Raw genomic sequence first — 23,713 nt, 5'->3', positions numbered from 1 at the left:
TTCACGAAAGCGCCCACCTGTCCTTGACTTTCGCGCCAGCGTTTCTAAACCATAACCTTATGGTCAAGTCCTGCATCGGCAGGAAAGGAGACGCAGATGGAACCGCAACATCACATCGGCAGCCGGGAAGAGTGGCTCGCCGCGAGCCGCGCGCTGCTCGCCGACGAAAAAGCGCATATGCGCGCCGGCGACGAACTCGCGCGCAAGCGTCGCGAATTGCCGTGGGTCAAGGTCGACAAGCCTTATACGTTCGATACGCCGGAAGGCCGCAAGACGCTCGCGGAGCTGTTCGACGGCCGCAGCCAGCTGATCGTCTATCACTTCATGCTGGGCCCGGACTGGGAGGAGGGGTGCGTCGGCTGCTCGTTCCTGTCGGATCATATGACCGGCATTCTCACGCACCTGGTCCATCACGACGTCAGCTATGTGACCGTGTCACACGCGCCGATCGAGAAGATCGACGCGTTCAAACGGCGCATGGGATGGACCTTCCCGTGGGTGTCGTCGAGCGGCAGCGATTTCAATTTCGACTACCACGTGTCGTTCACACCCGAACAGCTGGCGAGCAAAAAGGCGTTCTACAACTTCACCGAGCAGGACGTCGGTATCGACGAACAGCATGGCCACAGCGTGTTCTATAAGGACGAAAACGGCGACGTGTACCACACGTACTCGTGCTACGGGCGCGGCGACGAGCGCTTCGTGAACACCTACGCGCTGCTGGATATCGCGCCGAAAGGCCGCAACGAGCAGAGCAATCTGACCGACTGGGTCAGGCATCACGACCGCTATGACGACCATGCGCGCGGCGCCTGCCCGGCGTGCGGATCGTACACGGTGTGAAGTGGTGACGCGGGTAGTTGAAGAGAGCGAGGGGCGCGCGCCGCACCGGCAGGCGCCGCCGCCTTGCGGCATGAGCGCCGCGCGAGCGCGCTATAGCGCCATCTCGAAGGCGGGCTTGAGAAACACCTCGATCGCCATCACGATCAGACTCATCGCCGCGGCGGAGAGCGTCAATACGCCATATTCGTCGTAGCGCGTGTCGTACAGACATGCGATGACGAACAGAATCGCGAGGAAGTTCGTCAGCCAGTAGAAGTTCAGCGCGAGGGTCATCGGTCGAATCCAGGCTCATGTGCGACGGTGCGAATCGCACCGTCGGGTCGATGTCATTTTATCGAACAGAGCTTACGGATTCGCAACGGCCGCCCTTACACAGCTTACGGCGCGCGGCGCGCAAAGCCGCGTCAAACGGTGCTTTGCGGCACCATCATGTCGCGTTCGATCCATTCGATCACCGACGTGCGCCGCGGTTGCCAGCCAAGCAACTTGCGCGCGCGTTCGCCGCGCACGCGGCTGTTCGAGCCGAGACCGTATGAGGCCATTTCGTAGCCCCATTCCTGTTTCGCTTCTTCGAGCGGCCAGTCCTGCGGCGTGCCGAGTTTCATCGCGCGCGCGATCGCGGCGCTCATGTCGCGAAACGACGCTTCGCCGCTTTCGACGAAATAGAACGTGCCGGCAGGGGTTTTATCGAGCGCGAGCCGATACAGCTCGGCGACGTCGTCGATATGCACGTTCGACCAGATGTTGCCGCCGCTGCCCACATGACGCACCACGCCACTTTTCTGCGCCTGGCGTACCAGCCGCGGCAACTGCACGCTCGCGCTGCCGGCCACCGCGCCGTGACCGTAGATCAGCGTGTTGCACAGCACGGCCGAGCGCACGCCGCGTTGCGCGGCGTCGAGCACCAGTTGATCGATCGCGACGCGCGCGGCCTTGTCGGCGGTCGGGGTGGGCAGCGCGTCTTCGTGATAGATGCGCGCTTCACCCGCTTCGCCGCCCGACGCATCGCCGACGATGCTCGACCCGCTCGTGTGCAGGAACACCTTGCCCGAACCCGCGAGCCCGTCGATCAGCGCGCGCACCGCGCCTTCGTGATCGCTGCTCGCGGCGTTGATCACTGCGTCGGCCGCTTGCGCCTCGGCGATCAGCAACGCGCGATCGTCGAGCGTGCCGGGAACCGGCTCGATGCCGAGCCGCTGCAACTCGGCGCTGTGTTCGGGCTTGCGGATCAGCCCGCGGACCTGATGGCCGGCGCGCGCCAGATGCGCCGCGACCGAGCCGCCGATAAAACCGCTTGCACCGGTAATGAAAATCTTCAAGACGTTCTCCTGAGGGAAATGCTGAACCGCAATTTCTTGCGTGGGATCGGAGTAGCAGCTTTGCTCCAACACCGATCGACAGGCACGCAGTATCGCTCGCGCGGATTCTCGCAAAAAGCGTGTTAGTCTCAAATCAATCTTGATTTGAAGTCAACAATGAAAACCTCCACCGACGAATTGCTGGTGTTCGTCACCGTGATCGACAGCGGCTCGATCACGGCGGCGGCCGAGAAGCTGGGGCAGACCGTGTCCGGCGTGAGCCGCGCGCTCACGCGTCTGGAGCAGAAGCTCGACACCGCGCTGGTGCGGCGCACGACGCGGCGTCTGCATCTGACCGAAGAGGGGGACGCGTTCCTGCGGCGCGCCCGCGCGATTCTCGACGCGCTCGAAGAGGCCGAGGAATCGGTCGCGCGCGGCCGCGAACGGCCGTCGGGACGCTTGCGCGTCGACGCGGCGTCGCCGTTCATGCTGCATTGCGTGGCTCCGCATATGACCGCGTTTTCGGCGCTGTATCCGGAGATCCGGCTCGAACTGACCAGCAACGAGCGGATCGTCGACCTGCTCGAACAGAAAGTCGACATCGCGATTCGCATCGGCGCGCTGCAGGATTCGACGCTGCATGCGCGTGCGCTCGGCGAAAGCAGGCTGCGCGTACTCGCGAGTCCGGCGTATCTGGCCGAGCACGGCGAGCCGACCACGCTCGACGCGTTGCGCGCGCATCGGCTGATCGGTTTTACGGCGCCGGAGCATCTGAATCGCTGGCCACTCAGAGAAGGGGGCAGGGCAATGAAGCGCGCCAACGGACAGCGGGACGAAGCCGCTTTGCTGAAAATCGAGCCGTCGATCACCGCGTCGAGCGGCGAAACCTTGCGGCAACTGGCGCTGTCCGGCTGGGGCATCGCCTGTCTGGCCGACTTCATGACCGCCGCCGACGTACGCGAAAAGCGCCTCGTGCCGATTCTCGGCAACCTGCTCGTCGACGAACGGCAGCCGGTGCATGCGGTGTACTACCAGAGCGCATCGCTCGCGGGGCGCGTGCAGTGCTTTCTGGATTTCATCGCCACGCGGGTCAAGCTCTGAGCCGCGCCGCAAAGCCTTCTCTCCTATAACTCAGAGATCGGACGGGCTCGCGTGTCCGGCTTCCCGCCATCCATGGCGCGCCAATTCTGGCCAGATGGCGGCCCGCGCCACGAAGGTGTATATACAACTGTGGGCGAAACCACGGCAGCTAGGCCGACTCCTGCGCCCTGCAGTCGCCGCCTGCGATCCGCCGCCACGCCCGCCGATCTGTCGCCGAGCCACGTGCCGAATAATGGAAATCCCCAGGCACGAAATCTCGAAAAATAAGTTGTATATACAAGGCGCGCCGGCTAGACTTATTTGAACTTGTATAGACAGGAAGACAACCATGATTCTGAAGCCCGGCTACCTGACCCTCCCGCAACTGCGCCAGATCGCGCGTGAGCAGGTCACCTTGCAACTCGATCCCGCGAGCCACGCCGCTATCGACGCGTGCGCGCAGGCCGTCGCCGACATCACCGCCAAGGGCGAGCCGGCTTATGGCATCAACACCGGCTTCGGCCGCCTCGCCAGCACGCACATTCCGCGCGATCAGCTCGAACTGCTGCAACGCAATCTGGTGCTGTCGCACGCGGTCGGCGTCGGCGAGCCGATGTCGCGTCCGGTCGTGCGTCTGCTGATGGCGCTGAAGCTGTCGAGCCTCGGCCGCGGTCACTCGGGCATCCGCCGCGAAGTGATGGAAGCGATGATCACGCTGTTCAACGCCGACGTACTGCCGGTGATCCCGGTCAAGGGCTCGGTCGGCGCTTCGGGCGACCTCGCGCCGCTCGCGCATATGTCGGCGACTCTGCTTGGCGTCGGCGAAGTGTTCGCGAAGGGCGAGCGCATGCCGGCCACCGAAGGCCTCGCGCTCGTCGGTCTGAAGCCCATGACGCTGCAGGCGAAGGAAGGTCTGGCGCTGCTGAACGGCACGCAAGCCTCGACCGCGCTCGCGCTGTACAACATGTTCGCGATCGAAGACCTGTTCCGCACGGCGCTCGTCGCCGGCGCGCTGTCGGTCGACGCGGCGATGGGCTCGGTCAAGCCGTTCGATGCGCGCATCCACGAACTGCGCGGCCATCAAGGCCAGATCGACGCGGCGGCGTCTTATCGCTCGCTGCTGCAAGGCTCGGCGATCAATGTGTCGCACGCCGATTGCGACAAGGTCCAGGACCCGTACAGCCTGCGCTGCCAGCCGCAGGTGATGGGCGCGTGTCTCGACCAGATGCGTCAGGCCGCACAAACGCTGCTGCTCGAAGCGAACGCGGTCTCCGACAATCCGCTGATTTTCCCGGACACCGGCGAAGTGCTGTCGGGCGGCAACTTCCACGCCGAGCCGGTCGCGTTCGCGGCGGACAACCTCGCACTCGCCGTGTCGGAAATCGGCGCGCTCGCCGAGCGTCGCATCGCACTGCTGATCGACGCGACGCTGTCGGGCCTGCCGCCGTTCCTCGTCAAGGATGGCGGCGTGAACTCCGGCTTCATGATCGCGCACGTCACGGCCGCCGCGCTTGCGTCGGAGAACAAGACGCTCGCCCATCCGGCTTCGGTCGATTCGCTGCCCACGTCGGCGAACCAGGAAGACCACGTGTCGATGGCGACGTTCGCCGCGCGCAAGCTCGGCGATATCGCCGACAACACCGCGAACATCCTGTCGATCGAACTGCTGGCCGCAGCCCAGGGCGTCGATCTGCGCGCACCGCACAAGACCAGCCCGAGCCTGCAGAAGGTGATGGACCTCGTGCGCAAGGACGTGCCGCACTACGAGCTCGATCACTACTTCGCACCGGATATCGCAGCGGTCACGAAGCTCGTGCAGGCCGGCGCTGTCGCGAAGCTGAGCCCGTTCTCGTTCGCGTCGGAACAATAATTCGTCGAGAGCGCGGATCACACCGATGAACGCACCCGCTTATCAGGGCATCAAGGACTTCATCCTCGCGCGCATTCATGCGGGCGAATGGGCCGAAGGCGACCAGGTGCCCTCTGAAAACGAGCTTGCGCGCGAGTTCAGCGTCGCGCGCATGACGGTCAACCGCGCGTTGCGCGAGTTGACCTCGGAGCAGGTGCTGACACGCGTCCAGGGCTCGGGCACCTTCGTCGCCCGTCCCAAGTACGAGTCGACGCTGGTGGCGATCCGCAGCATCTCCGATGAAATCGTCGCGCGCGGTCATCGCTATCAGGCGAGGGTGCTGAACGTCGGCGCCAGCATCGCCGATGCGGCGCTCGCCGAAGAGATGCAGGTGAGCGAGGGCAGCCCCGTGTTTCATTCGCGCCTGCTGCATTTCGAAAACGACGAGCCGGTGCAGCTGGAGGAACGCTGGGTCAATCCGGCGGTCGCGCCCGAATACGCCTTGCAGGACTTCACGAACACTACGCCGAACCAGTACCTCGTGCGCGTCGCGCCGCTGCAGCGCGTCGAGTACCGCATCGAGGCGCTCGCCGCCGACGACACGACGCGCGAGCTGTTGAACATGAGTGAACGCGAGCCGTGTCTGGTGCTGCACCGGCGCACGTGGTCGCAAGGCGAGGTCGCCTCGATCGCGAATCTGTGGCATCCAGGCACCCGTTACCGCTTCACTGGGCATTTCTGAATTCGCCTTTTTTCGTCTTCGCCGAACCTTTATCGAACATCTTCACGCATTCCGAGGGACACCATGAACAATCCGAAACACATCGATCCGCGTCTTGATCCGACTCGCACGATCCGCGCACCGCACGGTGCGGAAAAGACCTGCAAGACCTGGATCGCGGAAGCCGCGTACCGGATGATCCAGAATAATCTGGACCCCGAAGTCGCCGAGCACCCGCACGCGCTCGTCGTGTATGGCGGCATCGGCCGCGCCGCGCGCAACTGGGATTGCTTCGACCAGATCCTCGCGTCGCTGAAGGACCTGAACGAAGACGAAACGCTGCTGATTCAATCGGGCAAGCCGGTAGGCGTGTTCCGCACGCATGCGGATGCGCCGCGCGTGCTGCTCGCGAACTCGAACCTCGTGCCGCATTGGGCGACGTGGGAACACTTTCACGAACTCGACCGCAAGGGCCTGATGATGTACGGCCAGATGACCGCGGGCAGCTGGATCTACATCGGCAGCCAGGGCATCGTGCAGGGCACCTACGAAACCTTCTTCTCGGTCGCGAACCAGCACTTCAACGGCGACCCGAAGGGCCGCTGGATCCTGACCGGCGGTCTCGGCGGCATGGGCGGCGCGCAGCCGCTCGCGGCGACGATGGCGGGCTTCTCGATGATCGCGGTCGAATGCGACGAGACGCGCATCGACTTCCGTCTGAAGACGCGCTACGTCGACAAGAAAGCGAAGACGCTCGATGAAGCGCTCGCGATGCTCGACGAAGCGAAGAAGGCGGGCAAGCCGATCTCGGTCGGTCTGCTCGGCAATGCCGCCGACGTGTTCAACGAGTGCGTCGCGCGTGGCATCACGCCGGACTGCGTGACCGACCAGACCAGCGCGCACGACCCGATCCACGGCTACCTGCCGCAAGGCTGGACGGTGCAGGACTGGCGCGAGCGCATGAAGACCGCGCCGGAAAGCATCGTCACGCCGGCCAAGCAGTCGATGGCCAAGCAGGTGCAGGCGATGCTGACGCTGCAGGAACGCGGCGCGGCCACGCTCGACTACGGCAACAACATCCGTCAGATGGCGCTCGAAATGGGCGTGGAAAACGCGTTCGACTTCCCGGGCTTCGTGCCGGCGTACATCCGGCCGCTGTTCTGCGAAGGCAAGGGCCCGTTCCGCTGGGTCGCGCTGTCGGGAGACCCCGAGGACATCTACAAGACCGATGCGAAGGTCAAGGAACTGATCCCCGACGATCCGCATCTGCACAACTGGCTCGACATGGCACGCGAGCGCATCGCGTTCCAGGGTCTGCCGGCGCGGATCTGCTGGGTCGGCGTGAAGGATCGTTATCGCCTCGGCCAGGCGTTCAACGAAATGGTCAAGAACGGCGAACTGAAGGCGCCGATCGTGATCGGCCGCGATCACCTCGACACGGGTTCGGTCGCGAGCCCGAACCGCGAAACCGAATCGATGAAGGACGGCTCGGACGCGGTCAGCGACTGGCCGCTCTTGAACGCACTGCTGAATACGGCAGGCGGGGCGTCGTGGGTCTCGCTGCATCACGGCGGCGGCGTCGGCATGGGCTTCTCGCAGCACTCGGGCGTCGTGATCGTCGCGGACGGCACGGAAGCCGCGCACAAGCGCCTCGGCCGCGTGCTGCTGAACGACCCGGCCACCGGCGTGATGCGTCACGCGGATGCGGGCTATGAACTCGCGCAGCAAACGGCGCGCGAGGCCGGTCTCAACCTGCCGATGCTGGGCCGCTGATCGTGAGCGTTGCCAACGACGCGGGCAGCATGGCAAGCGTCACGCTGATCCGCGGCGCCGATCTCGTGGCGGCGCCGTGGAAAAACGGCGGCGGCGTCACGCGCGAGGTAGCCGCGTTTCCGCCGCCGAGCGGCGGGCAGGGCGCGGCGAGCGCCGACTTCGTGTGGCGCGTGAGCGTCGCCGATGTCGCGCAGGCGGGGCCGTTCTCGCGCTTCGACGGCGTCGACCGGACGCTCGTGTTGCTCTCCGGCGCGGGCATGCTGCTCGACGAACTGGGCGACGCGGGCGCGGTCGCGACGCATGCGTTGCGGCAGCCGCTCGAGCTCGCGCGCTTTAGCGGCGAGACGCGCATCGACACGCGGCTCGTCGACGGCGCGACGCGCGACTTCAACCTGATGGTGAGGCGCGACGTGGCGCAGGGCGAGTTGAACGTGTGGCTCACCGGCGCGCAGCCGGATGCGCCGCGCGTACTCGACGGCGACGTGGCGCTGCTGTTTTGCGCGGGCGGCGCGGTCACGGTCGCGCTGGCGGCGGACCACGCACAAGCCGTGCGGCTCGACACCGGCGACACGTTGCGCATCGACGGGCCGAACGCGCTCGCTTGCACGCTAGCGGGCGACGGCGCGGTGCTCGCGATCACCATCCGCTACACGCGCTGACGAATCAACCGTGATCGCATGCGCTCCATCACGGACAACCCTTCCACCGACACGCAACCAGCGGCAATGAGCACGCGATGAAGCAAACCGTCTGGCATCACCTGAATTTGTGCCCGCAGGGCGATCCTCACCACACGCTCGCCGATGCCGCGATCGCGGTCGAAGACGGCCGCATCGCGTGGCTCGGCGCTGCGAGCGAACTGCCCGCGCAATACGCCGCATGGCCGCGCGAAGACCTTCGCGGCGCGTGGGTGACGCCGGGCCTGATCGATTGTCATACGCACCTCGTGTATGGCGGCCAGCGCGCCGACGAATTCGCGCAGCGGCTCGCGGGCGTCAGCTACGAAGAAATCGCGCGCCAGGGCGGCGGCATCGTGTCGACGGTGCGCGCGACGCGCGCGGCGGACGAAGCGTCGCTGTTGCGCCAGGCGGCTGCGCGGCTCGAACCGTTGCTCGCCGAAGGCGTGACCGCGCTCGAAATCAAATCGGGCTACGGCCTCGACCTCGCGAGCGAGCGCAAGATGCTGCGCGTCGCGCGGCAACTTGGCGAGCGCTATCCGGTCACGGTCTATACGACGTTTCTCGGCGCGCACGCGCTGCCGCCCGAATTCGCGGGCCGCGCGGACGCGTATATCGACGAAGTCTGCAATACGATGCTGCCCGCGCTCGCGGACGAAGGCCTCGTCGATGCGGTCGACGTGTTCTGCGAGCGCATCGGTTTTTCGCTGGAGCAAAGCGAGCGCGTGTTCAACGCGGCCGCGCGCTACAAGCTGCCGGTCAAGATGCACGCCGAGCAGTTGTCGAACGGCGGCGGCACCGCGCTCGCGGCGCGGCATCGCGCGCTGTCGGCGGATCACCTGGAGTTTCTCGACGAGGCCGGCGTCGCCGCGATGAAGGAAGCAGGCACCGTTGCAGTGCTGCTGCCGGGCGCGTATTACTTCATCCGCGAGACGCAGTTGCCGCCGCTCGAACTGCTGCGGCGCTACGAGGTACCGATCGCGATTTCGACCGACAGCAACCCGGGCACGTCGCCGGCGACTTCGTTGCTGCTGATGATGAACATGGCGAGCACGCTGTTTCGCATGACCGTGCCGGAGGTGCTGCAAGGCGTCACCACGCATGCGGCGCGCGCGCTCGGCAAGAACGATCGGCACGGCGCGCTGCAGGTGGGGCGCGCGGCCGACTTCGCGGTGTGGTCGGTCGATTCGCTGGCCGAGCTCGCTTACTGGATTGGCCGGCCGCTGTGCGCGCGCGTCGTGCGCGCGGGCGAAACCGTCTATACGCGGCGCGAGTCGAGCGTGATCTGAACTAGAGCCTGAGAGATGACCCAATCCAAACAATCGCTGTTCGCCGCACACGCGTATTTACCCGACGGCTGGCGCCGCAACGTGCTGCTCGAATGGGACGCGCACGGCACGCTGAGCGCCGTCACGCCGGATCAAGCCGAAGCGCCGGCCGGTGTGCCAAAGGCGGCGGGCCCGCTGATGCCTGGCATGCCCAACCTTCACTCGCATGCGTTTCAGCGCGCAATGGCGGGGCTCACCGAATATCGCGCCAACGCCACCGATAACTTCTGGTCCTGGCGCGACCTGATGTATCGCTTCGCCGCGCGCATCACGCCGGAAGGCCTCGCGAGCGTCGCGCAGTGGCTCTACATCGAGATGCTGAAGGCGGGTTATACGTCGGTGTGCGAGTTTCACTACGTGCATCACGCGCAGGACGGCCAGCGCTACGCGAATCAGGCCGAGCTTGCACAGCGCGTGGTGGATGCGGCAGGGGCGAGCGGCATCGGCATCACGATGCTGCCGGTGCTGTATCAGTACAGCGGCTTCGGCGCGCGTGCGCCGCGCGACGATCAGCGGCGCTTCATCAATACGCCGGAGAGCCTGCTCGATCTGCTAGGAACGCTGCGCGCCGCGCGCCCCGAGCATGCGGCGCTGCGTTACGGCGTCGCGCCGCATTCGCTGCGCGCGGTGTCGGAGGCGTCGTTGCGCGCGCTGCTTGGCGGCATCGACGCGAGCGCGCCCGTGCATATCCATATCGCCGAACAGACCGCCGAGGTCGATGCGTGCATCGAAACCGAAGGCGCGCGGCCGGTGCAATGGCTGCTCGATCGTTTCGATGTGGACAGCCGCTGGTGTCTCGTGCACGCGACCCATGTCGATGCGAACGAAACGCTCGCGCTCGCGCAGAGCGGGGCGGTGGCGGGCTTGTGTCTGACCACCGAGGCCAATCTCGGCGACGGCATTTTCCCCGCGCAGGAGTATCTCGACGCGCACGGCCGCATTGGCGTCGGCTCGGATAGCCATATCGGCGTCGACTGGCGCGCGGAGCTGCGTCTGCTCGAATACGGCCAGCGTCTGACGCGCCGGCAGCGCAACGTGCTGGCGTCCGCGCAGGCCACGCACGTCGCGGATCGTCTGTACGCGGCCTCGCTCGACGGCGGCGCGCACGCGAGCGGCCGCGCGGTCGGCGCGTTGCAGGCCGGCCATCGCGCGGACTGGCTCGTGCTCGACGCCGATCATTCGAGCATCGCCGAGCATGCGCCACAGGCGTGGCTGTCGGGCGTCGTATTCTGCGAGCACGGCGACACGCCGATCCGCGACGTCTATGCGGGCGGCGTCAAGGTCGTCGACGATCGCCGGCATCGCGACGAAGAGGGCGCGTATGCGCGCTATCGCGTGGCGCTCGCGGAACTGCTCAAATAGCGGCGATGACTGCCGAACCGATTCTCCGATTCCACTGATTCCGGACTGACATGACTGCTTCGAACCTCACGCCGGTTTTCTCGCTGCATCAGGGAAGCCTGCCGCTGCTGATCTCGATCCCGCATCTGGGCACGCAGATCCCCGCCGACATCGCCGCGACGATGACGCCGGTCGCGCCACGCACCGACGATTGCGACTGGCACCTCGATCGCCTGTATGCATTCGCGAAGCGCCTCGGCGCATCGATCCTGACGCCGACCTACGCGCGCTACGTGGTCGACCTGAACCGTCCGCCCGACGGCGCGAACCTGTACCCGGGGCAGGACACCACGGGTCTGCTGCCGGTCGATACGTTCGACAAGGAGCCGCTCTATCGCGACGGCCATCTGCCCGACGACGCCGAAGTCGCGCGCCGTCGCGATGCGTACTGGAAGCCGTATCACGACGCGCTCGCCGGCGAGCTCGCGGCGCTGAAAGCGAAGCACGGCAAGGTGCTGCTGTGGGAAGCGCATTCGATCCGCTCGCACGTGCCGCGCTTTTTCGACGGACGTCTGCCGGACTTCAACTTCGGCACGTCGAACGGTGCGAGCGCGGCGCCGGGCATGGCCGACGAACTGGCCACGTTGGTCGCCCGCCACGGCGGCTACACGGCGGTCGCGAATGGCCGCTTCAAGGGCGGCTATATCACGCGGCAATACGGGCAGCCCGAGCAAGGCGTGCATGCGGTGCAACTCGAACTGTCGCAGATCACGTACATGGAAGAGCGCCTGCCTTATGCGTACGACGAGGACCTCGCCGCGAAGGTCGAGCCGCTACTCGAAGCGCTGCTGACGACGGCTCTCGCTCGCGTGAACGCGGCCTGACGCAAAGGCGCCCTGACAGGCGCCGCGAAGACGGTCTATTACGAAAACGCGCCGCTTCGCTTCTTCTACTTCTCCGTCACCACGCGGATCACGATCGCTGCAAGAACGCGCGGCACCGCGGTCCGCGTCGGCCTGCATCAGTTAGCGTATCGCGAAGGTGTAACAGCATGTGTCCGTGATTGCGTGCCGGCGCGTTCATATGGAATGGTTTGAGCGTCGAGCGCGCACAGCGTATCGTGCGCCGGCTGTTTCACGACGCGGCGCGCCATGAAAAAAAGCCCCGCGAAAGCGGGGCTTTTTGATGTGCACCGCGCCCGTTGGACGCGATTTCACCGCCATTAGTGGCAGCGCTTTTCCCAATGATGATGAACCTTCACCTTGTGGCATTCGTGGTGATGCTCATCAGCTTGAGCGGGAGCGATCGCGCTCAGGGTGGCGACGGCTGCGGCGATGGCGAGAACGATTTTCTTCATTACAAAACCCTTAAGTCAGTGTTGTGGAGCAACCAATGCAGCACGACGTGTGCCGCATCGGCGTGTAAGCATGCCACATCACGTGGCCGCTGGTAGGAACGGCGCGCGAATGCGTGTGTCAATGCAACACGCGATGTGTCGTAAGCCCTGTTTTAACGCGCTTTGCGCTGAATTCGCCGGTGCGGGCGGTGTCGTGCGTGTACCTTCGGCACTGGGTCGCACCGCACGCAAAGCGACATACCGGCATTGCATACGACACCGCGAGACGACTACCCTTTCAAAACGATGACGTGCGCGTCGCGTTCATCGATTCATCAGGCGAAAAGATGGAAGACCCAGCGATGGAAGATTCCGACGAATTGCTGCTGCCAATCTGGCGCGCGAACCTGGTGTTGCTGACCAGCGAGGTCGGCGCCGCGAGCCGGCTCGCGCGCATGATGACGTTTTCCGCGAGCTATCTGAAGCTGATGCTGTCCGGCCAGCGCGAATTCAGCGAGGAATTCGTGCGCGGCGTCGAGGCCGTCACCGGTCTGCCGGGCGGCTGGATGAACGTGCCGCATACCGACCACGAGATCCCGCCGAACGCGCGCGAAGCGATCGACAACGAGCAGCCGCTCGCGCGCTTTCGCGGCACCGCGCATCCGGTGCGCAAGAAGACGGTGCTGCGGCCCGAGCCGATTTTTGGCCAGCCGGGGCCCGCGCGACGCGTCGAGGAAGAAACGCTCGATGTCGAAGCGCACCGCCGTCAAGCGCATTTTCGCAAGGTGCGCGATCTCGCGACGCAGGAAGTGCGGCGCTTCGAGCGCCATCTGCTGCATGCGCCGGTGGAGCTCGCGTCGATGCGCGCGAAGGTCGAGGACGTCATGGCCGCGGCCGAACTCGACGAGCGCATTCAGGCCGACCTCGAAGGCCGGCTCGAACAGATCGACAAGCACCGGCACATGCTGCTCCGGCACGTGGAAAAGCTGCAGGCGCTGCTGAGTCAGCTCGACAACGGCGACTGACTGCGAGTGACGGTGGCCGCTGCGTCGCAGGTGTGCCGCTGAGGCGAGGGCCGCTCGAACTCGACGCGGCAATGCCGGCCCCGCTCCCGACCCCAACCCCGACGCGCACGGGCCGGCGATGTGCTACAACGACGACACGAATCTGACCGGGGTCAATCTTGGGAAACATCGTCGTCACGTTGGCGCACACGTCGATCGAGGGGATCGGGCTCGCGTGCCGCGAATGGCATGCATGGAGCGGGGCGCGTCGCTCATGACGCGCACACGCGGGCTCGTCGCGCGCATCGACGCGCACGCGCGCCGCGAGCGCCGCGAGCGCCGCGTGCGCGCCGCGGCGTTGCTTGCCGCGTTATCTGCCGCCGGCGGCATCGCGTTGCCTCTTGGCGCGGCCGCCAGCGAGATCGCCACCTCCGCCGACGACCGCGCCCCTGCGACGATCGAGCGCGACGTCCATCTGTTCGTGATCCAGAAAGACGGCTCCATCGAGGAACACGACGACACGCTGATGCGCGCGGACACGGCCAGCGGTGTCGACGATATCGCGCAACGCTACGTGTGGTTCAACAAGGACATCGAGCAGGTGCAACTGCTGGCCGCCGAAACGATCGATCCCGACGGCACCGCGCATGCGGTCGGACCCGAGGCGATCCGCGACGTGCAGGAGCCGCGCTCGGCGGGCGCGCCGAGCTTCGAGGACGGCGTGTTGCGCACCGTGATCTTCCCCGGCGTGCAGACCGGTTCGCGCGTGCATCTCGCGTTTCGCAAAACACGCGCGAAGGCGCTGCAGGCGGGCACCTTCGCGTATCTGGTCGAACCGACGCTCGAGCCCGTCGACGAGCAGCGTCTGATCTTCGATCTGCCCGCCGACGTGCCGCTCTATGCGGACGCGCGCGGCTACGTCGCGGTGCCGCCCGTCACCGCGAACGGCCGCACCCGCTACGAGTTCGACTACCACCACGGTCCGTATGCGCGGCTGGAAGCGGGCGCGGTCGGCTACGCGAACTGGGGCGACCGGCTGATGGTGTCGACGGTGCCCGACTTCGCGAGCTTCGCCGCCCGCTATCGCGGTCCCGCCGACAACGACGCGACCCGCGACGATCCCGCGATCGTGAGTCTTGCGCAGCAACTGACGGCCGGCCTCACCGATCCTCGCGACAAAGCCCGCGCGCTGTACGACTGGATGCGTCTGAACATCCGCTACGTGGCGCTTTTTCTCGGCGAGACGGCGGCGATTCCGCACAAGGCGGCCGACATCCTGCGCAACCGCTACGGCGACTGCAAGGACCACGTCGCGCTGTACGGCGCGCTGCTCGCGGCGGCCGGCATTCGCAGCGAGCCGGTGCTGCTCAATCTCGGCCCGTACTATTCGTTGCCCGAGGTGCCCGGCTACGGCGCGAGCGCGATCAATCACGCGATCATCTGGATTCCTGAGCTGGCGCAATTCGCGGACACGTCGGCGGGCGGCACCGCGTTCGGCTATCTGCCGGGCGGCGTGATGGACCGGCCGGTGCTGCTGGTCGACGCCGGCGAGCTCGCGCGCACACCGCCGACCCAACGGCGCGAACGCAACGCGCGCGTGCAGATCGACATCGATGAAAACGGCACCGCGCATTACGCGTATCGCGTCGAGGATCGGGGCTATACCGCGGAGCTCGAACGCAACACGTTCCGGCGCGCGACGCGTCAGGGCGCGCAGCAGCTTGCCGCGAGCCGTCTGCTGCAAACGGGCTTGCATGGCACCGCGCAATTGGAGACCGACGACGTCGCCGTGACCGGCGGAGCGTTCGCGACGTCGATGCAAGGCGGCGTGCCGCATCTGATCTGGCCGGACGGCACGACCGCCGTGCCGGCGCTGACGAGCTTCGCCGGCGGCATGGGCTCGCAGGTCGAGGCGTGGCTCGCGGAGCCCGTCAGAACGCAGCCGTGGGCGTGCATCGGCGGGGAGTTCGATGAAACGCTGGAGATGAGCTTGCCGCGCTTCGTGCGCGTGATGGACCTGCCGACCGACGCCAGGGTCGAAGACCCGTTGCTGACGTTTGCGTCGCGCTACGTCTTCGATCCGGCAACCCGCACCTTGCAGGTCAACCGGCATCTGCGCGCCGCGTTCGGCCATCAGATGTGTACGCCGAACGAATTCGCGGCGATTCGCGACGACCTCGTGCGCATCGAGCGCGATCTCGATGCCGAGGTGGTCGTCAGGGCGGCGAGCGCAAAGCCGTAGCGCGCCCCGCGCCGGCCGCAAGCCGTGCAGGGCCGCTACGCTTCACCGGACGCGGAGCTTAGGTGCCGCTCTTCGTCACGACCGGCACCCATGCGCCGTTCTTCACCTGATACAGCGTCGAGGCGCCGCTCTTCAACGCGCCGGTGCTGTCGAACGAGATCTTGCCGGTCACGCCGTCGTAGTCGATCGTCTTGAGCACCGGACGGTACACGTTCGGCGAGTCGGATTTGGCTTGCTGCATCGCCTTGATCGCGACCCACGCGCCGTCATAGCCGAACGGCGCATACGACAGCACATCGGCGCCGAAGCGCTTCTTGAACTTCGCGTTGAAGTCCTTGCCGCCCGGCAGTTGCGCGAGCGGGCGGCCGTATTCCCAGGCCATCGCGCCGTCGGATGCATCGCCCGCGAGCTTGATGAAGTCCTCGTCCATCACGCCGCCGCCGCCGACCAGCTGTGCGTTCAGGCCGAGCTGCTTCATGCGCCGCGCGAAGCCCGCCGCCTGGCTGTCGAGGCCGGCGAAGAACACGAGGTCCGCATTGGCGCCCTTGAACTTGGTGATTTGCGTGCTGAAATCGACCGCATGGTTGTCGGTGTAGTCGCGCGCGACGATCGTGCCGCCGTGCGCCTTCACGGCCTTCTCGAACTCGTCGGCCTCGCCCTGGCCGAACGCGGTGCGATCGTCGATGATCGCGATGCGCTTGGCCTTCGTCACGTCGACCGCATAGACGCCCGCGTTGCCGGCGTTCTGCGCGTCGGTCGAAATCACCATGAAGGTGTTTGCGAAGCCGCGGCCCGTGATGATCGGGTTCGTCGCGGCGGGATCGAGCACCGGAATGCCGGCCTGCTCGTAGACCTGCGAGGCCGGGATCGTCGTGCCCGAGTTGAAGTGCCCGACGACCACCGCGACGCCCGAGTCGACCAGCTTCTGCGCGGCCTGCACGCCGACGCGCGGGTCGGCCTGGTCGTCCTGCGAGACGATCTCGAAGTGCGCGACCTTGCCGCCGATCTTGATCTTCTGCGCGTTGGCTTCGTCGATCGCGAGCCGCACGCCGTTTTCCAGATCCTTGCCGTAACCGGCATTGGCGCCCGTCAGCGGCGCGGCAAAACCGATCTTGACCGGCAGGTCGTCGGCGAAACTGGCAACAGGCGCGACGGCAAACATCGCGCCCACGAGCATGGCCAGCGGTTTGAGCGTGTTGCGAAGACTCATGGTCTCTCCTTGCATCGACGGTTGTTATGAAAGCGGTACGACAGCAATGCGGTACGACACGTGAGGCCGGGCAAAGCCCTCGCGCATCGCAAGGCTACGAAGGATCTCTCGCCGCTCACAATGCTGGAATACGCCCATTGGCGTTGCGCTTCGCAGCGTGCTCACGCGATCAATCTGGGGCGAATATAGAAAGCCAAATTGCCGTCGTCTTGGCAATTCGTGGCGTTTTGGATGAGCATTTCGGCATAGGCCGCGACAGGTGCATCACGTGCACATGGAGCGTGCGCGAGGGATGCAAGCTGGCTTGCCGTGCGAAGGTCCGCCTGTGCTGCGGATTACGGCATATGCTTAAGAAGCCGGCGCGAGCGCGCCGGCCGGTGGTGCGGAGTTGCGGGGTTGCGGGGGTTGCGCAGTTGCGTTTTGCGCGCGGAGAGATTCGAGCCTTATGCCTAGCGCTCGCCTTGCTGTCGCAGCAGCTCTTCACGCAGACGCAAAAGCGGTGCCTTGGTGTCTTCGTCGGCCCACGTATCGAGATCGTCGATCGCGCGCTGGCAGCCGTCGAGCACCACGTCGAGATCGACCGGCACGCCGTTGTTCAGCGCGAATTCGATCGTCTCGGCAAACTGCTGGCACTCGTCCTCGCCATAGGAGATGTCGAGATTGTCGGCGATGATTTCGGCGATATTGCTGCGTGCCTTGTCGTCGGCCGTCACCATGTCGACGATGCCGCGCGCGACGGCGGCCGAGTAGTAGAGCGCGATATCGAGCCATTGCGCGGGATCGAAGTCGGGCTGGTCGAACTGGTTCTCGAAGAACTCGATCGCTTCCTGTTCGTGCGCTTCGTCCGCATCGACGCTGATGCACAACTGCTCAAAAAATTCTTCCCGCTCGCTGCGGATATGACCGTCCATCGATGCCTCGTCTGCTATATGCCGGATGCTGAAAATGCCGTGGAGCACGGGCGCAAGCCCTGGTCCACGCGGCACGCATTATAGGACGACGGCTGGCGCGGCGCTGGCGAGGGCGCTCGCCAACGGGCGACGACTGACGGAAATTAAGCCGTCTCCGCGACCCACGCATCGAACCACTCGCGCGGCTGGGCGATTTCGTTCTGCATCGCCACGAGTTCGAGTTCATAGCGTCCGGCCTGCCAGGTCGCCTTGACGACCGCGTTGACCGCGGCGAGCGTGTGCTCGAAGGCCTCGCGAATCGAATCGCCGAGCAGCGTGCGCGCGACGAAGACCGCGCTCGTCATATCGCCGACGCCGACCGGCTGGCGCGCGAACGGGTAGAGCGGGCGCTGTCCCATCCACGCTTCGCGCTCGGTGACGACGAGCATGTTGAAGCGATCGGCGAGACTGTTGCGATCGAGCAGATGCTTGACGAGCACGAGTTTCGGGCCGCGCGCGAGTATTTCACGGCACGCGGTCACCGCTTCCTCGAACGTCTCGATCTCGCGGCCGACGAGGCGCTGCAATTCGATGTGATTCGGCGCGATCGCGTCGGCGACCGCCGGCATCTCGCGCACGAGGAATTCCTGGATGCCCGGCTCGACCTTGTAGCCGCCCGCGGCGCTCATCACCGGATCGCAGAAGTACCAGGCGCGCGGATTGACCGCCTTCACCGCCTTGACGATTTCGATCACCGCCCGCGCCTGTTCCGTCGTGCCGAGATAGCCCGACAGCACCGCGTCGCAGCGCGGCAGCATGCCGATCGCGCCGATGCCGTCGACGAGCTCTTCGATCTGCGAGGCTTCGATCGCGCTGCCGCTCCAGTGCCCGTATTGCGTGTGATTCGAGAACTGCACGGTGTTCAGCGGCCACACGTTGACGCCGAGCCGGCACATCGGAAACACCGCCGCGCTATTGCCGGCGTGACCGAACACGACATGGGACTGAATGCTCAGAACGTTTTTCGTCATGGTAAGGCTCGCGCAACCGGTCATGCGCGATCAACAAATCAGGAAGGGGAGGCCCGCGCGTGCGAGCCGATGGCCCTGGCGCCGCGCGGCAGACATGCCTGATACAGATGGTGCAGGAAAAACACACGAACTGCATAGTCGGCAAGTCAGCAAACGATACAGGAGTTTCACGGCCGCGAGTCGATCCGTCCCCCTGCTGTTGCGTCGAACCATCAAACACGCCTGAAGATTTGCGAAACCTGACAGTTCCGCCCGCGGCCGATGCTTCAGACGAGCTCGCGATACAAGTCCAGATAGCGGTCGGCCGACGCGCCCCAGCCGAAGTCCTGGCGCATCGCGCGCCGCTGTGTGGCCTTCCATTCGGTGCGGCGCGCGTAGAGCGCGAACGCGCGGCGGATCGCACCCGCGAGCCCCTTCGGATCGAAGCGTTCGAACACGAAGCCGGTGGCGAAGTCGTCGGCGAGGTTTTCGAGCGATGCGTCGGCGACCGTATCCGCGAGACCGCCGACCCAGTGCACGAGCGGCAGCGACCCGTAGGCGAGCGCGTAGAGCTGCGTGAGCCCGCACGGCTCGAAGCGCGACGGCACCGCGACCACGTCGCTGCCGGCGATGATCGTATGCGCGAGCGTTTCGTCGAAGCCGAGCTCGACCGCGACCGACTCCGGATGCGCCTGCGCGACCATCTTCAGGCCGTTCTCGAGCGCCGGATCGCCGGTGCCGAACACGATCAGTTGGCCGCCGCGCTTGACGATCTCGGGCACCGCGCCGAGCAGCAGATCGAGGCCCTTCTGCTCGGTCAGCCGGCTCACCACGCCGAACAGCAGCGCGTCGCTTTTCTGCGCGAGGCCGAAGCGCTTTTGCAGCGCTTCCTTGCAGGCGAGCTTGCCGGCCAGCCGCGACGCGCTGTAGCGCGACGCGAGCAGTGCATCGGTGGCGGGATTCCACACCGTGTAATCGACGCCGTTCAGGATCCCGTTCAGATCGTGCGCGCGATGGCGCAGCAGCGCGTCGAGCCCGCCGCCGTGCAACAGAGTCTGGATTTCGCGCGCATAGGTCGGGCTGACGGTCGTGATGCGGTCGGTGTAGTAGAGCCCCGCCTTCAGAAACGACAGCTGTCCATAAAATTCGACGCCGTGCATGTTGAAGAAATCGTGCGGCAGGCCGAGCAGGCCGAACTGGTGCGCGGGAAAGATCCCTTGGTAGGCGAGGTTGTGGATCGTGAACACGCTGCGCGCGGGCGCGCGGCCGTGCTCACGCTCGGCGGCCTTCAGATACGCGGGTGCGAGACCCGCATGCCAGTCGTGCGCATGGACGATCTGCGGCGACCACGTCTGGTCCAGCTGCTGCGCGAGTTGCGCGGCGACCCAGCCGAGCAGCGCGAAACGCTGCGCGTTGTCGTGATACGGCACGTGTTGGTCGTTCAGATACGGGTTGCCGGGCCGGTCGTACAGCGACGCGGCACGGATCACGTAGACGGCGAGCCCATTGGTGGGCAGCGTGCCGCGTTCGAGCGTCACGTTCGGCGCGCCGAAGCGGCTGCCCAGCTGCGCCACCGGCTGCAGATCGTGCAGGCCGGCAAGCACGGCCGGAAAGCCCGGCAGCAGCACCCGTACGTCGGCGCCACGCTCGATCAGCGCGGACGGCAGCGCGCCGGCGACGTCGGCGAGACCGCCCGTTTTGAGGAGGGGATACAGCTCGCTTGCGACGTGCAGGGCGCGAATCGTCATAGGCCGGGTCTCTGTCGGGGTGGCAGGGTTGCTCGGGGTTGGGCGGTGATGCAGGTGAAGCAAGGTGAAGCAAGGCGAAGCCAGGCCGCGCGCGGCCGGCGGCACGCGACCGCCGGCGCGGGCCTACGGCGCACGCGCTACTTCGGATGATTGCGCAATGCCTCCGGCGTGACCAGCACGACGCCTTCGTCGGTGCGATAGAAGCGCTCGGCGTCGCGCGCCGGGTCTTCGCCGATCACCGTGCCTTCCGGAATCGTGCAGCCACGGTCGATCACCACCTTCTGCAGCCGGCAACTCGCGCCGACCGTGACCTGCGGCAACAAGACTGCCTCATTGATATTACAGAACGAACTCACTTTCACGTTCGACGACAGCACCGAGCGCGAAATCTGCGAACCCGAGATCACGCAGCCGCCGCAGACGATCAGATTGTTGCCCGAGCCCTGCAGCCCCTTCATGTCGCGTACGAACTTGGCGGGCGGCAACTGCTCCTGGTAGGTCCAGATCGGCCATGACTCGTCGTACAGGTCGAGCGTCGGGATCGTCGACGCGAGGTCGAGGTTCGCGGCCCAGTAAGCGTCGATCGTGCCGACGTCGCGCCAGTACGGCTCGACGCTCGGGTCCGACGACACGCACGACATGCTGAACGGATGCGCGATCGCCACGCCCTGGGTGACGACGCGCGGCAGGATGTCCTTGCCGAAGTCGTGATCGGTATCGATCGCGGCGATGTTCTCTTCGAGCTGCGTGTACAGGTAGTCGGCGTTGAACACGTAGATGCCCATGCTGGCGAGCGCCGTGTCGGGGCGGCCGGGGATCGCGGGCGGGTCGGCGGGTTTTTCGACGAAGCCGGTCACGCGGCGATTTTCGTCGACCGCCATCACGCCGAACGCGACCGCGTCCATGCGCGGCACCTCGATGCAGCCGACCGTGCAGTCGGCGCCGCTGTCCGCGTGATCGGCGATCATGCGCGTGTAGTCCATCTTGTAGATATGGTCGCCCGCGAGCACGACCACGTATTTCGGGCGGATCGAGCGGATGATGTCGAGGTTCTGGAACACCGCGTCGGCGGTGCCGCGATACCAGTGCGCGCCTTCGACGCGCTGTTGCGCGGGCCACAGGTCGATGAACTCGCCCATCTCGCCGCGCAGGAAGCTCCAGCCACGCTGCAGATGCCGCAGCAGCGAATGCGCCTTGTACTGCGTGACCACCGCGATGCGGCGGATGCCGGAATTCAGGCAATTAGACAGCGCAAAGTCGATGATCCGGTATTTGCCGCCGAAGTGCACCGCCGGTTTCACGCGCTTGTTCGTGAGCGGCCCGAGCCGGGTGCCGCGTCCGCCGGCGAGGACGATCGCGAGGGTAGTGCGCTGTAAGTCGTTCAGCCGTGCCGGAGTATTCATTTGTGTCTCCTGTCGATCGGCGTGGGCCCGTCAGCACTCACGCCGATCTTATGCAAGATGGTTGCCTGATTGGTATACCCCCGGATGATCTGGTCGCGTCCTCTCCGCTGATGATTTGGGCTGCCTGGCAGTCGTGTTGCGTTGCCGTTCTTCGCTGCCTGTTTTCGCGGGTCCGTCAGTCAGTTCTAGCACCGATTGGACGCGAGCGAATAATGTTTATTGCGGGGGCCGCGTAGCGGACCATCCTGAACGATCGCCTGTTACGGCGCGTTTTTCGGTGCGGCGCAACACATTGACCACCAGCTCGTACGTGAACGCTGTCCTGATCCGGGAGGACGCAATATGCATGCCACATCGCCGCGACCGATCGCCCGGCCCGCGATGCGCGACTGGCGCCAGAGTTCGGCGGCGCATCGTAGAATCGTGCGCTTCGCGCGTTCCCTGTTGCGTTTTTTTCCAGAGCATCCCGATGAATCTTCGCCGCCCATTCGTGCTTGCCTTGTCGAGTGTCTGCGCCTGTGCCTTGCTGTGCGCGGCGTCTGTCGGGGTGGCCGCCACGCCGGCGAGCGAAACGAGCCCGGCCGCCGCGAGCGCCGCGGCCGCGGCCTCGCCCGACGATGCCGGCCCGGCCTACGGCCCGCAGCTGCAGGGCTTTGACTATCCGGCGCCGGTTGAACGCTTCGAATTCACGTCGCAGGGCGTGCCTTTGCAGATGGCCTACATGGACGTGAAGCCCGCGCATGCGAACGGCCGCACCGTGGTGTTGCTGCACGGCAAAAATTTCTGCTCGGCGACGTGGGACGCGACGATTCGCCGGCTGAGTGATGCCGGCTATCGCGTGATCGCCCCGGATCAGATCGGCTTTTGCAAATCGAGCAAGCCCGAGCATTACCAGTACAGCTTCCAGCAACTCGCGCGCAATACGCACGCGCTGCTCGAGTCGCTCGGCGTGAGCGACGTCACGGTGGTCGGCCATTCGACGGGCGGCATGCTCGCCGTCCGCTATGCGCTGATGTATCCACGCGAAACGCAGCAACTGGTGCTGGTGAACCCGATCGGACTCGAGGACTGGAAGGCGAAGGGTGTGCCGTCGCTATCGGTCGATCAGTGGTATCAGCGGGAGCTGAAGACCACCGCCGACAGCATCCGCCGCTACGAACAGGCGACCTATTACGCGGGGCAATGGCGCGCGGACTACGAACCGTGGGTGCAGATGCTCGCGGGCATGTATCGCGGGCCGGGCAAGCAGATCGTCGCGTGGAATTCCGCGCTGCTGTACGACATGATTTACACGCAGCCGGTCGTTTATGAACTGGGGCAGCTCAGCATGCCGACGCTGCTGCTGATCGGCCAGAAGGACACCACCGCGATCGGCAAGGATGCCGCGCCGCCCGAGGTTCGCGCGAAGCTCGGCCATTATCCGGAACTGGGCCGCGCGGCCGCGAAGGCGATTCCGCATGCGACGCTCGTCGAGTTCGCGGGACTTGGGCACGCGCCGCAGATGCAGGATCCGCAGGAATTTCATAGGGTGCTGTTGGACTGGCTGGCGGCGGCACCGAACCGCTGAAAATTCGCGCGTTATTCTGTCCCGTCGTCGGAGCATCCATTAACGCCGTCCGATTCGCGGCTGTTGTGGCTGAGTGTTGGCTGACCTCAATTGGTAGGAGAGGTAGTTGACATTTAGCCTAGGAATTTTAGGGATTTGCCTAAATGAGCGTTACAGAAAAATCTGACGAATTTGATCGTGTCGCGATAGCTCCAGAGTTGCAGCCTTCGCTGCGACTTTATCGTAGGTTGTACCTTTCATACGATGATGTCCTTGAAGCCAAGGCAACGACTGAAGAGCTGTTGCGCGCGCGTCTAGCCTCAAAGATATCCATCGCATCATCACGAAGTTGATGAAGGAAGTGGACCACAGGTGCGATGAGCCGCGGGGCGTGCTGCCGTTAGGGGTTTGGAT

Annotated in this window: 20 protein-coding genes; 12 read left to right on the top strand and 8 right to left on the bottom strand. The window is 65.5% G+C overall.

Translation table 11 applies throughout. The annotated features are described in order from the left end of the window. Positions 1-96: 96 nt before the first annotated feature. Positions 97-843 carry a DUF899 domain-containing protein gene (locus tag L0U84_RS13015; protein WP_233850371.1) on the top strand — a complete coding sequence of 249 codons (747 nt, stop codon included), beginning with the start codon at positions 97-99 and terminating at the stop codon, positions 841-843. A gap of 90 nt (positions 844-933) precedes the next feature. On the opposite strand, the gene L0U84_RS13010 is transcribed toward L0U84_RS13015, so the two are convergent. Then, on the bottom strand, positions 934-1,116 hold the full coding sequence (locus tag L0U84_RS13010) for a hypothetical protein (RefSeq protein WP_233850370.1): 183 nt from the start codon (positions 1,114-1,116) through the stop codon (positions 934-936). A 131-nt stretch (positions 1,117-1,247) separates the two neighbouring features. Beyond that, positions 1,248-2,162 carry an NAD-dependent epimerase/dehydratase family protein gene (locus L0U84_RS13005; RefSeq protein WP_233850369.1) on the bottom strand — a complete coding sequence of 305 codons (915 nt, stop codon included), beginning with the start codon at positions 2,160-2,162 and terminating at the stop codon, positions 1,248-1,250. A 156-nt stretch (positions 2,163-2,318) separates the two neighbouring features. Here L0U84_RS13005 and L0U84_RS13000 point away from each other — a divergent pair, with 156 nt between their 5' ends. From L0U84_RS13000 to hutG, 8 genes are all read left to right on the top strand, one after another. After that, positions 2,319-3,242 carry a LysR family transcriptional regulator gene (locus L0U84_RS13000; protein WP_233850368.1) on the top strand — a complete coding sequence of 308 codons (924 nt, stop codon included), beginning with the start codon at positions 2,319-2,321 and terminating at the stop codon, positions 3,240-3,242. 328 nt (positions 3,243-3,570) lie between these two features. Further along, positions 3,571-5,091: a histidine ammonia-lyase gene (gene hutH, locus L0U84_RS12995; protein WP_233850367.1), complete on the top strand. Its 1,521-nt coding sequence runs from the start codon at positions 3,571-3,573 to the stop codon at positions 5,089-5,091. Positions 5,092-5,116: 25 nt separating this feature from the next. Continuing rightward, positions 5,117-5,812, top strand: coding sequence for a histidine utilization repressor (hutC, locus tag L0U84_RS12990; protein WP_233850366.1), 696 nt, complete (start codon positions 5,117-5,119; stop codon positions 5,810-5,812). A 63-nt stretch (positions 5,813-5,875) separates the two neighbouring features. Continuing rightward, on the top strand, positions 5,876-7,564 hold the full coding sequence (hutU, locus tag L0U84_RS12985) for a urocanate hydratase (RefSeq protein ID WP_233850364.1): 1,689 nt from the start codon (positions 5,876-5,878) through the stop codon (positions 7,562-7,564). 29 nt (positions 7,565-7,593) lie between these two features. Continuing rightward, on the top strand, positions 7,594-8,223 hold the full coding sequence (locus tag L0U84_RS12980) for a HutD/Ves family protein (protein ID WP_233852016.1): 630 nt from the start codon (positions 7,594-7,596) through the stop codon (positions 8,221-8,223). A gap of 77 nt (positions 8,224-8,300) precedes the next feature. Next, positions 8,301-9,530, top strand: a complete 1,230-nt coding sequence (gene hutI, locus L0U84_RS12975; RefSeq protein WP_233850362.1) for an imidazolonepropionase — start codon at positions 8,301-8,303, stop codon at positions 9,528-9,530. Positions 9,531-9,545: 15 nt separating this feature from the next. Then, complete coding sequence (locus L0U84_RS12970; protein ID WP_233850360.1) at positions 9,546-10,931, top strand: formimidoylglutamate deiminase; 1,386 nt, start codon at positions 9,546-9,548, stop codon at positions 10,929-10,931. Between the two features lie 50 nt (positions 10,932-10,981). Further along, complete coding sequence (gene hutG / locus L0U84_RS12965) at positions 10,982-11,794, top strand: N-formylglutamate deformylase (RefSeq protein ID WP_233850358.1); 813 nt, start codon at positions 10,982-10,984, stop codon at positions 11,792-11,794. 338 nt (positions 11,795-12,132) lie between these two features. Here hutG and L0U84_RS43805 read toward each other — a convergent pair whose 3' ends face one another. Further along, on the bottom strand, positions 12,133-12,267 hold the full coding sequence (locus L0U84_RS43805) for a hypothetical protein (RefSeq protein ID WP_267939618.1): 135 nt from the start codon (positions 12,265-12,267) through the stop codon (positions 12,133-12,135). A 341-nt stretch (positions 12,268-12,608) separates the two neighbouring features. Between L0U84_RS43805 and L0U84_RS12960 the strand changes: the two genes are divergently transcribed. Then, the gene (locus tag L0U84_RS12960) at positions 12,609-13,271 is read left to right on the top strand and encodes a hypothetical protein (protein ID WP_233852015.1); all 663 of its coding nucleotides are present in this window, start codon (positions 12,609-12,611) and stop codon (positions 13,269-13,271) included. 253 nt (positions 13,272-13,524) lie between these two features. Further along, positions 13,525-15,492: a DUF3857 domain-containing transglutaminase family protein gene (locus tag L0U84_RS12955; RefSeq protein ID WP_233850356.1), complete on the top strand. Its 1,968-nt coding sequence runs from the start codon at positions 13,525-13,527 to the stop codon at positions 15,490-15,492. A gap of 58 nt (positions 15,493-15,550) precedes the next feature. Here the strand turns inward: L0U84_RS12955 and L0U84_RS12950 are convergent, their stop codons facing one another. The 5 genes from L0U84_RS12950 to glgC all read right to left on the bottom strand — a co-directional run bounded on the left by L0U84_RS12950 (position 15,551) and on the right by glgC (position 21,753). Then, positions 15,551-16,702 (bottom strand): branched-chain amino acid ABC transporter substrate-binding protein, encoded by a 1,152-nt coding sequence (locus L0U84_RS12950; protein WP_233850354.1) that lies wholly within the window; start codon positions 16,700-16,702, stop codon positions 15,551-15,553. Positions 16,703-17,151: 449 nt separating this feature from the next. Beyond that, positions 17,152-17,613 carry a hypothetical protein gene (locus L0U84_RS12945; RefSeq protein ID WP_233850352.1) on the bottom strand — a complete coding sequence of 154 codons (462 nt, stop codon included), beginning with the start codon at positions 17,611-17,613 and terminating at the stop codon, positions 17,152-17,154. 143 nt (positions 17,614-17,756) lie between these two features. Further along, positions 17,757-18,623, bottom strand: a complete 867-nt coding sequence (gene pdxY / locus L0U84_RS12940) for a pyridoxal kinase PdxY (protein ID WP_233850350.1) — start codon at positions 18,621-18,623, stop codon at positions 17,757-17,759. Positions 18,624-18,889: 266 nt separating this feature from the next. Then, positions 18,890-20,350 (bottom strand): glycogen synthase GlgA, encoded by a 1,461-nt coding sequence (gene glgA, locus L0U84_RS12935; RefSeq protein WP_233850348.1) that lies wholly within the window; start codon positions 20,348-20,350, stop codon positions 18,890-18,892. 137 nt (positions 20,351-20,487) lie between these two features. Next, on the bottom strand, positions 20,488-21,753 hold the full coding sequence (glgC, locus tag L0U84_RS12930) for a glucose-1-phosphate adenylyltransferase (protein WP_233850346.1): 1,266 nt from the start codon (positions 21,751-21,753) through the stop codon (positions 20,488-20,490). A gap of 469 nt (positions 21,754-22,222) precedes the next feature. On the opposite strand from glgC, the gene L0U84_RS12925 reads away from it, so the two are divergent. Further along, complete coding sequence (locus L0U84_RS12925) at positions 22,223-23,320, top strand: alpha/beta fold hydrolase (protein ID WP_233850345.1); 1,098 nt, start codon at positions 22,223-22,225, stop codon at positions 23,318-23,320. The last annotated feature ends 393 nt before the right edge of the window (positions 23,321-23,713 follow it).

The organism is Paraburkholderia sp. HD33-4, from assembly GCF_021390635.1.
Classification (GTDB): Bacteria; Pseudomonadota; Gammaproteobacteria; order Burkholderiales; family Burkholderiaceae; genus Paraburkholderia.
The sequence above is the reverse complement of the archived record's forward strand: the minus strand, read 5'-3'. Positions and strand labels throughout refer to the sequence as shown.

What these genes read in the sequence shown, in the direction of transcription:
- L0U84_RS13015 (WP_233850371.1), top strand. Translation starts at nt 97, where the DNA reads ATGGAACCGCAACATCACATCGGCAGCCGGGAAGAGTGGCTCGCCGCG.
- L0U84_RS13010 (WP_233850370.1), bottom strand. Translation starts at nt 1,116, where the DNA reads ATGACCCTCGCGCTGAACTTCTACTGGCTGACGAACTTCCTCGCGATT.
- L0U84_RS13000 (WP_233850368.1), top strand. Translation starts at nt 2,319, where the DNA reads ATGAAAACCTCCACCGACGAATTGCTGGTGTTCGTCACCGTGATCGAC.
- hutH (WP_233850367.1), top strand. Translation starts at nt 3,571, where the DNA reads ATGATTCTGAAGCCCGGCTACCTGACCCTCCCGCAACTGCGCCAGATC.
- hutC (WP_233850366.1), top strand. Translation starts at nt 5,117, where the DNA reads ATGAACGCACCCGCTTATCAGGGCATCAAGGACTTCATCCTCGCGCGC.
- hutU (WP_233850364.1), top strand. Translation starts at nt 5,876, where the DNA reads ATGAACAATCCGAAACACATCGATCCGCGTCTTGATCCGACTCGCACG.
- L0U84_RS12980 (WP_233852016.1), top strand. Translation starts at nt 7,594, where the DNA reads ATGGCAAGCGTCACGCTGATCCGCGGCGCCGATCTCGTGGCGGCGCCG.
- hutI (WP_233850362.1), top strand. Translation starts at nt 8,301, where the DNA reads ATGAAGCAAACCGTCTGGCATCACCTGAATTTGTGCCCGCAGGGCGAT.
- L0U84_RS12970 (WP_233850360.1), top strand. Translation starts at nt 9,546, where the DNA reads ATGACCCAATCCAAACAATCGCTGTTCGCCGCACACGCGTATTTACCC.
- hutG (WP_233850358.1), top strand. Translation starts at nt 10,982, where the DNA reads ATGACTGCTTCGAACCTCACGCCGGTTTTCTCGCTGCATCAGGGAAGC.
- L0U84_RS43805 (WP_267939618.1), bottom strand. Translation starts at nt 12,267, where the DNA reads ATGAAGAAAATCGTTCTCGCCATCGCCGCAGCCGTCGCCACCCTGAGC.
- L0U84_RS12960 (WP_233852015.1), top strand. Translation starts at nt 12,609, where the DNA reads ATGGAAGATTCCGACGAATTGCTGCTGCCAATCTGGCGCGCGAACCTG.
- L0U84_RS12955 (WP_233850356.1), top strand. Translation starts at nt 13,525, where the DNA reads ATGACGCGCACACGCGGGCTCGTCGCGCGCATCGACGCGCACGCGCGC.
- L0U84_RS12950 (WP_233850354.1), bottom strand. Translation starts at nt 16,702, where the DNA reads ATGAGTCTTCGCAACACGCTCAAACCGCTGGCCATGCTCGTGGGCGCG.
- L0U84_RS12945 (WP_233850352.1), bottom strand. Translation starts at nt 17,613, where the DNA reads ATGGACGGTCATATCCGCAGCGAGCGGGAAGAATTTTTTGAGCAGTTG.
- pdxY (WP_233850350.1), bottom strand. Translation starts at nt 18,623, where the DNA reads ATGACGAAAAACGTTCTGAGCATTCAGTCCCATGTCGTGTTCGGTCAC.
- glgA (WP_233850348.1), bottom strand. Translation starts at nt 20,350, where the DNA reads ATGACGATTCGCGCCCTGCACGTCGCAAGCGAGCTGTATCCCCTCCTC.
- glgC (WP_233850346.1), bottom strand. Translation starts at nt 21,753, where the DNA reads ATGAATACTCCGGCACGGCTGAACGACTTACAGCGCACTACCCTCGCG.
- L0U84_RS12925 (WP_233850345.1), top strand. Translation starts at nt 22,223, where the DNA reads ATGAATCTTCGCCGCCCATTCGTGCTTGCCTTGTCGAGTGTCTGCGCC.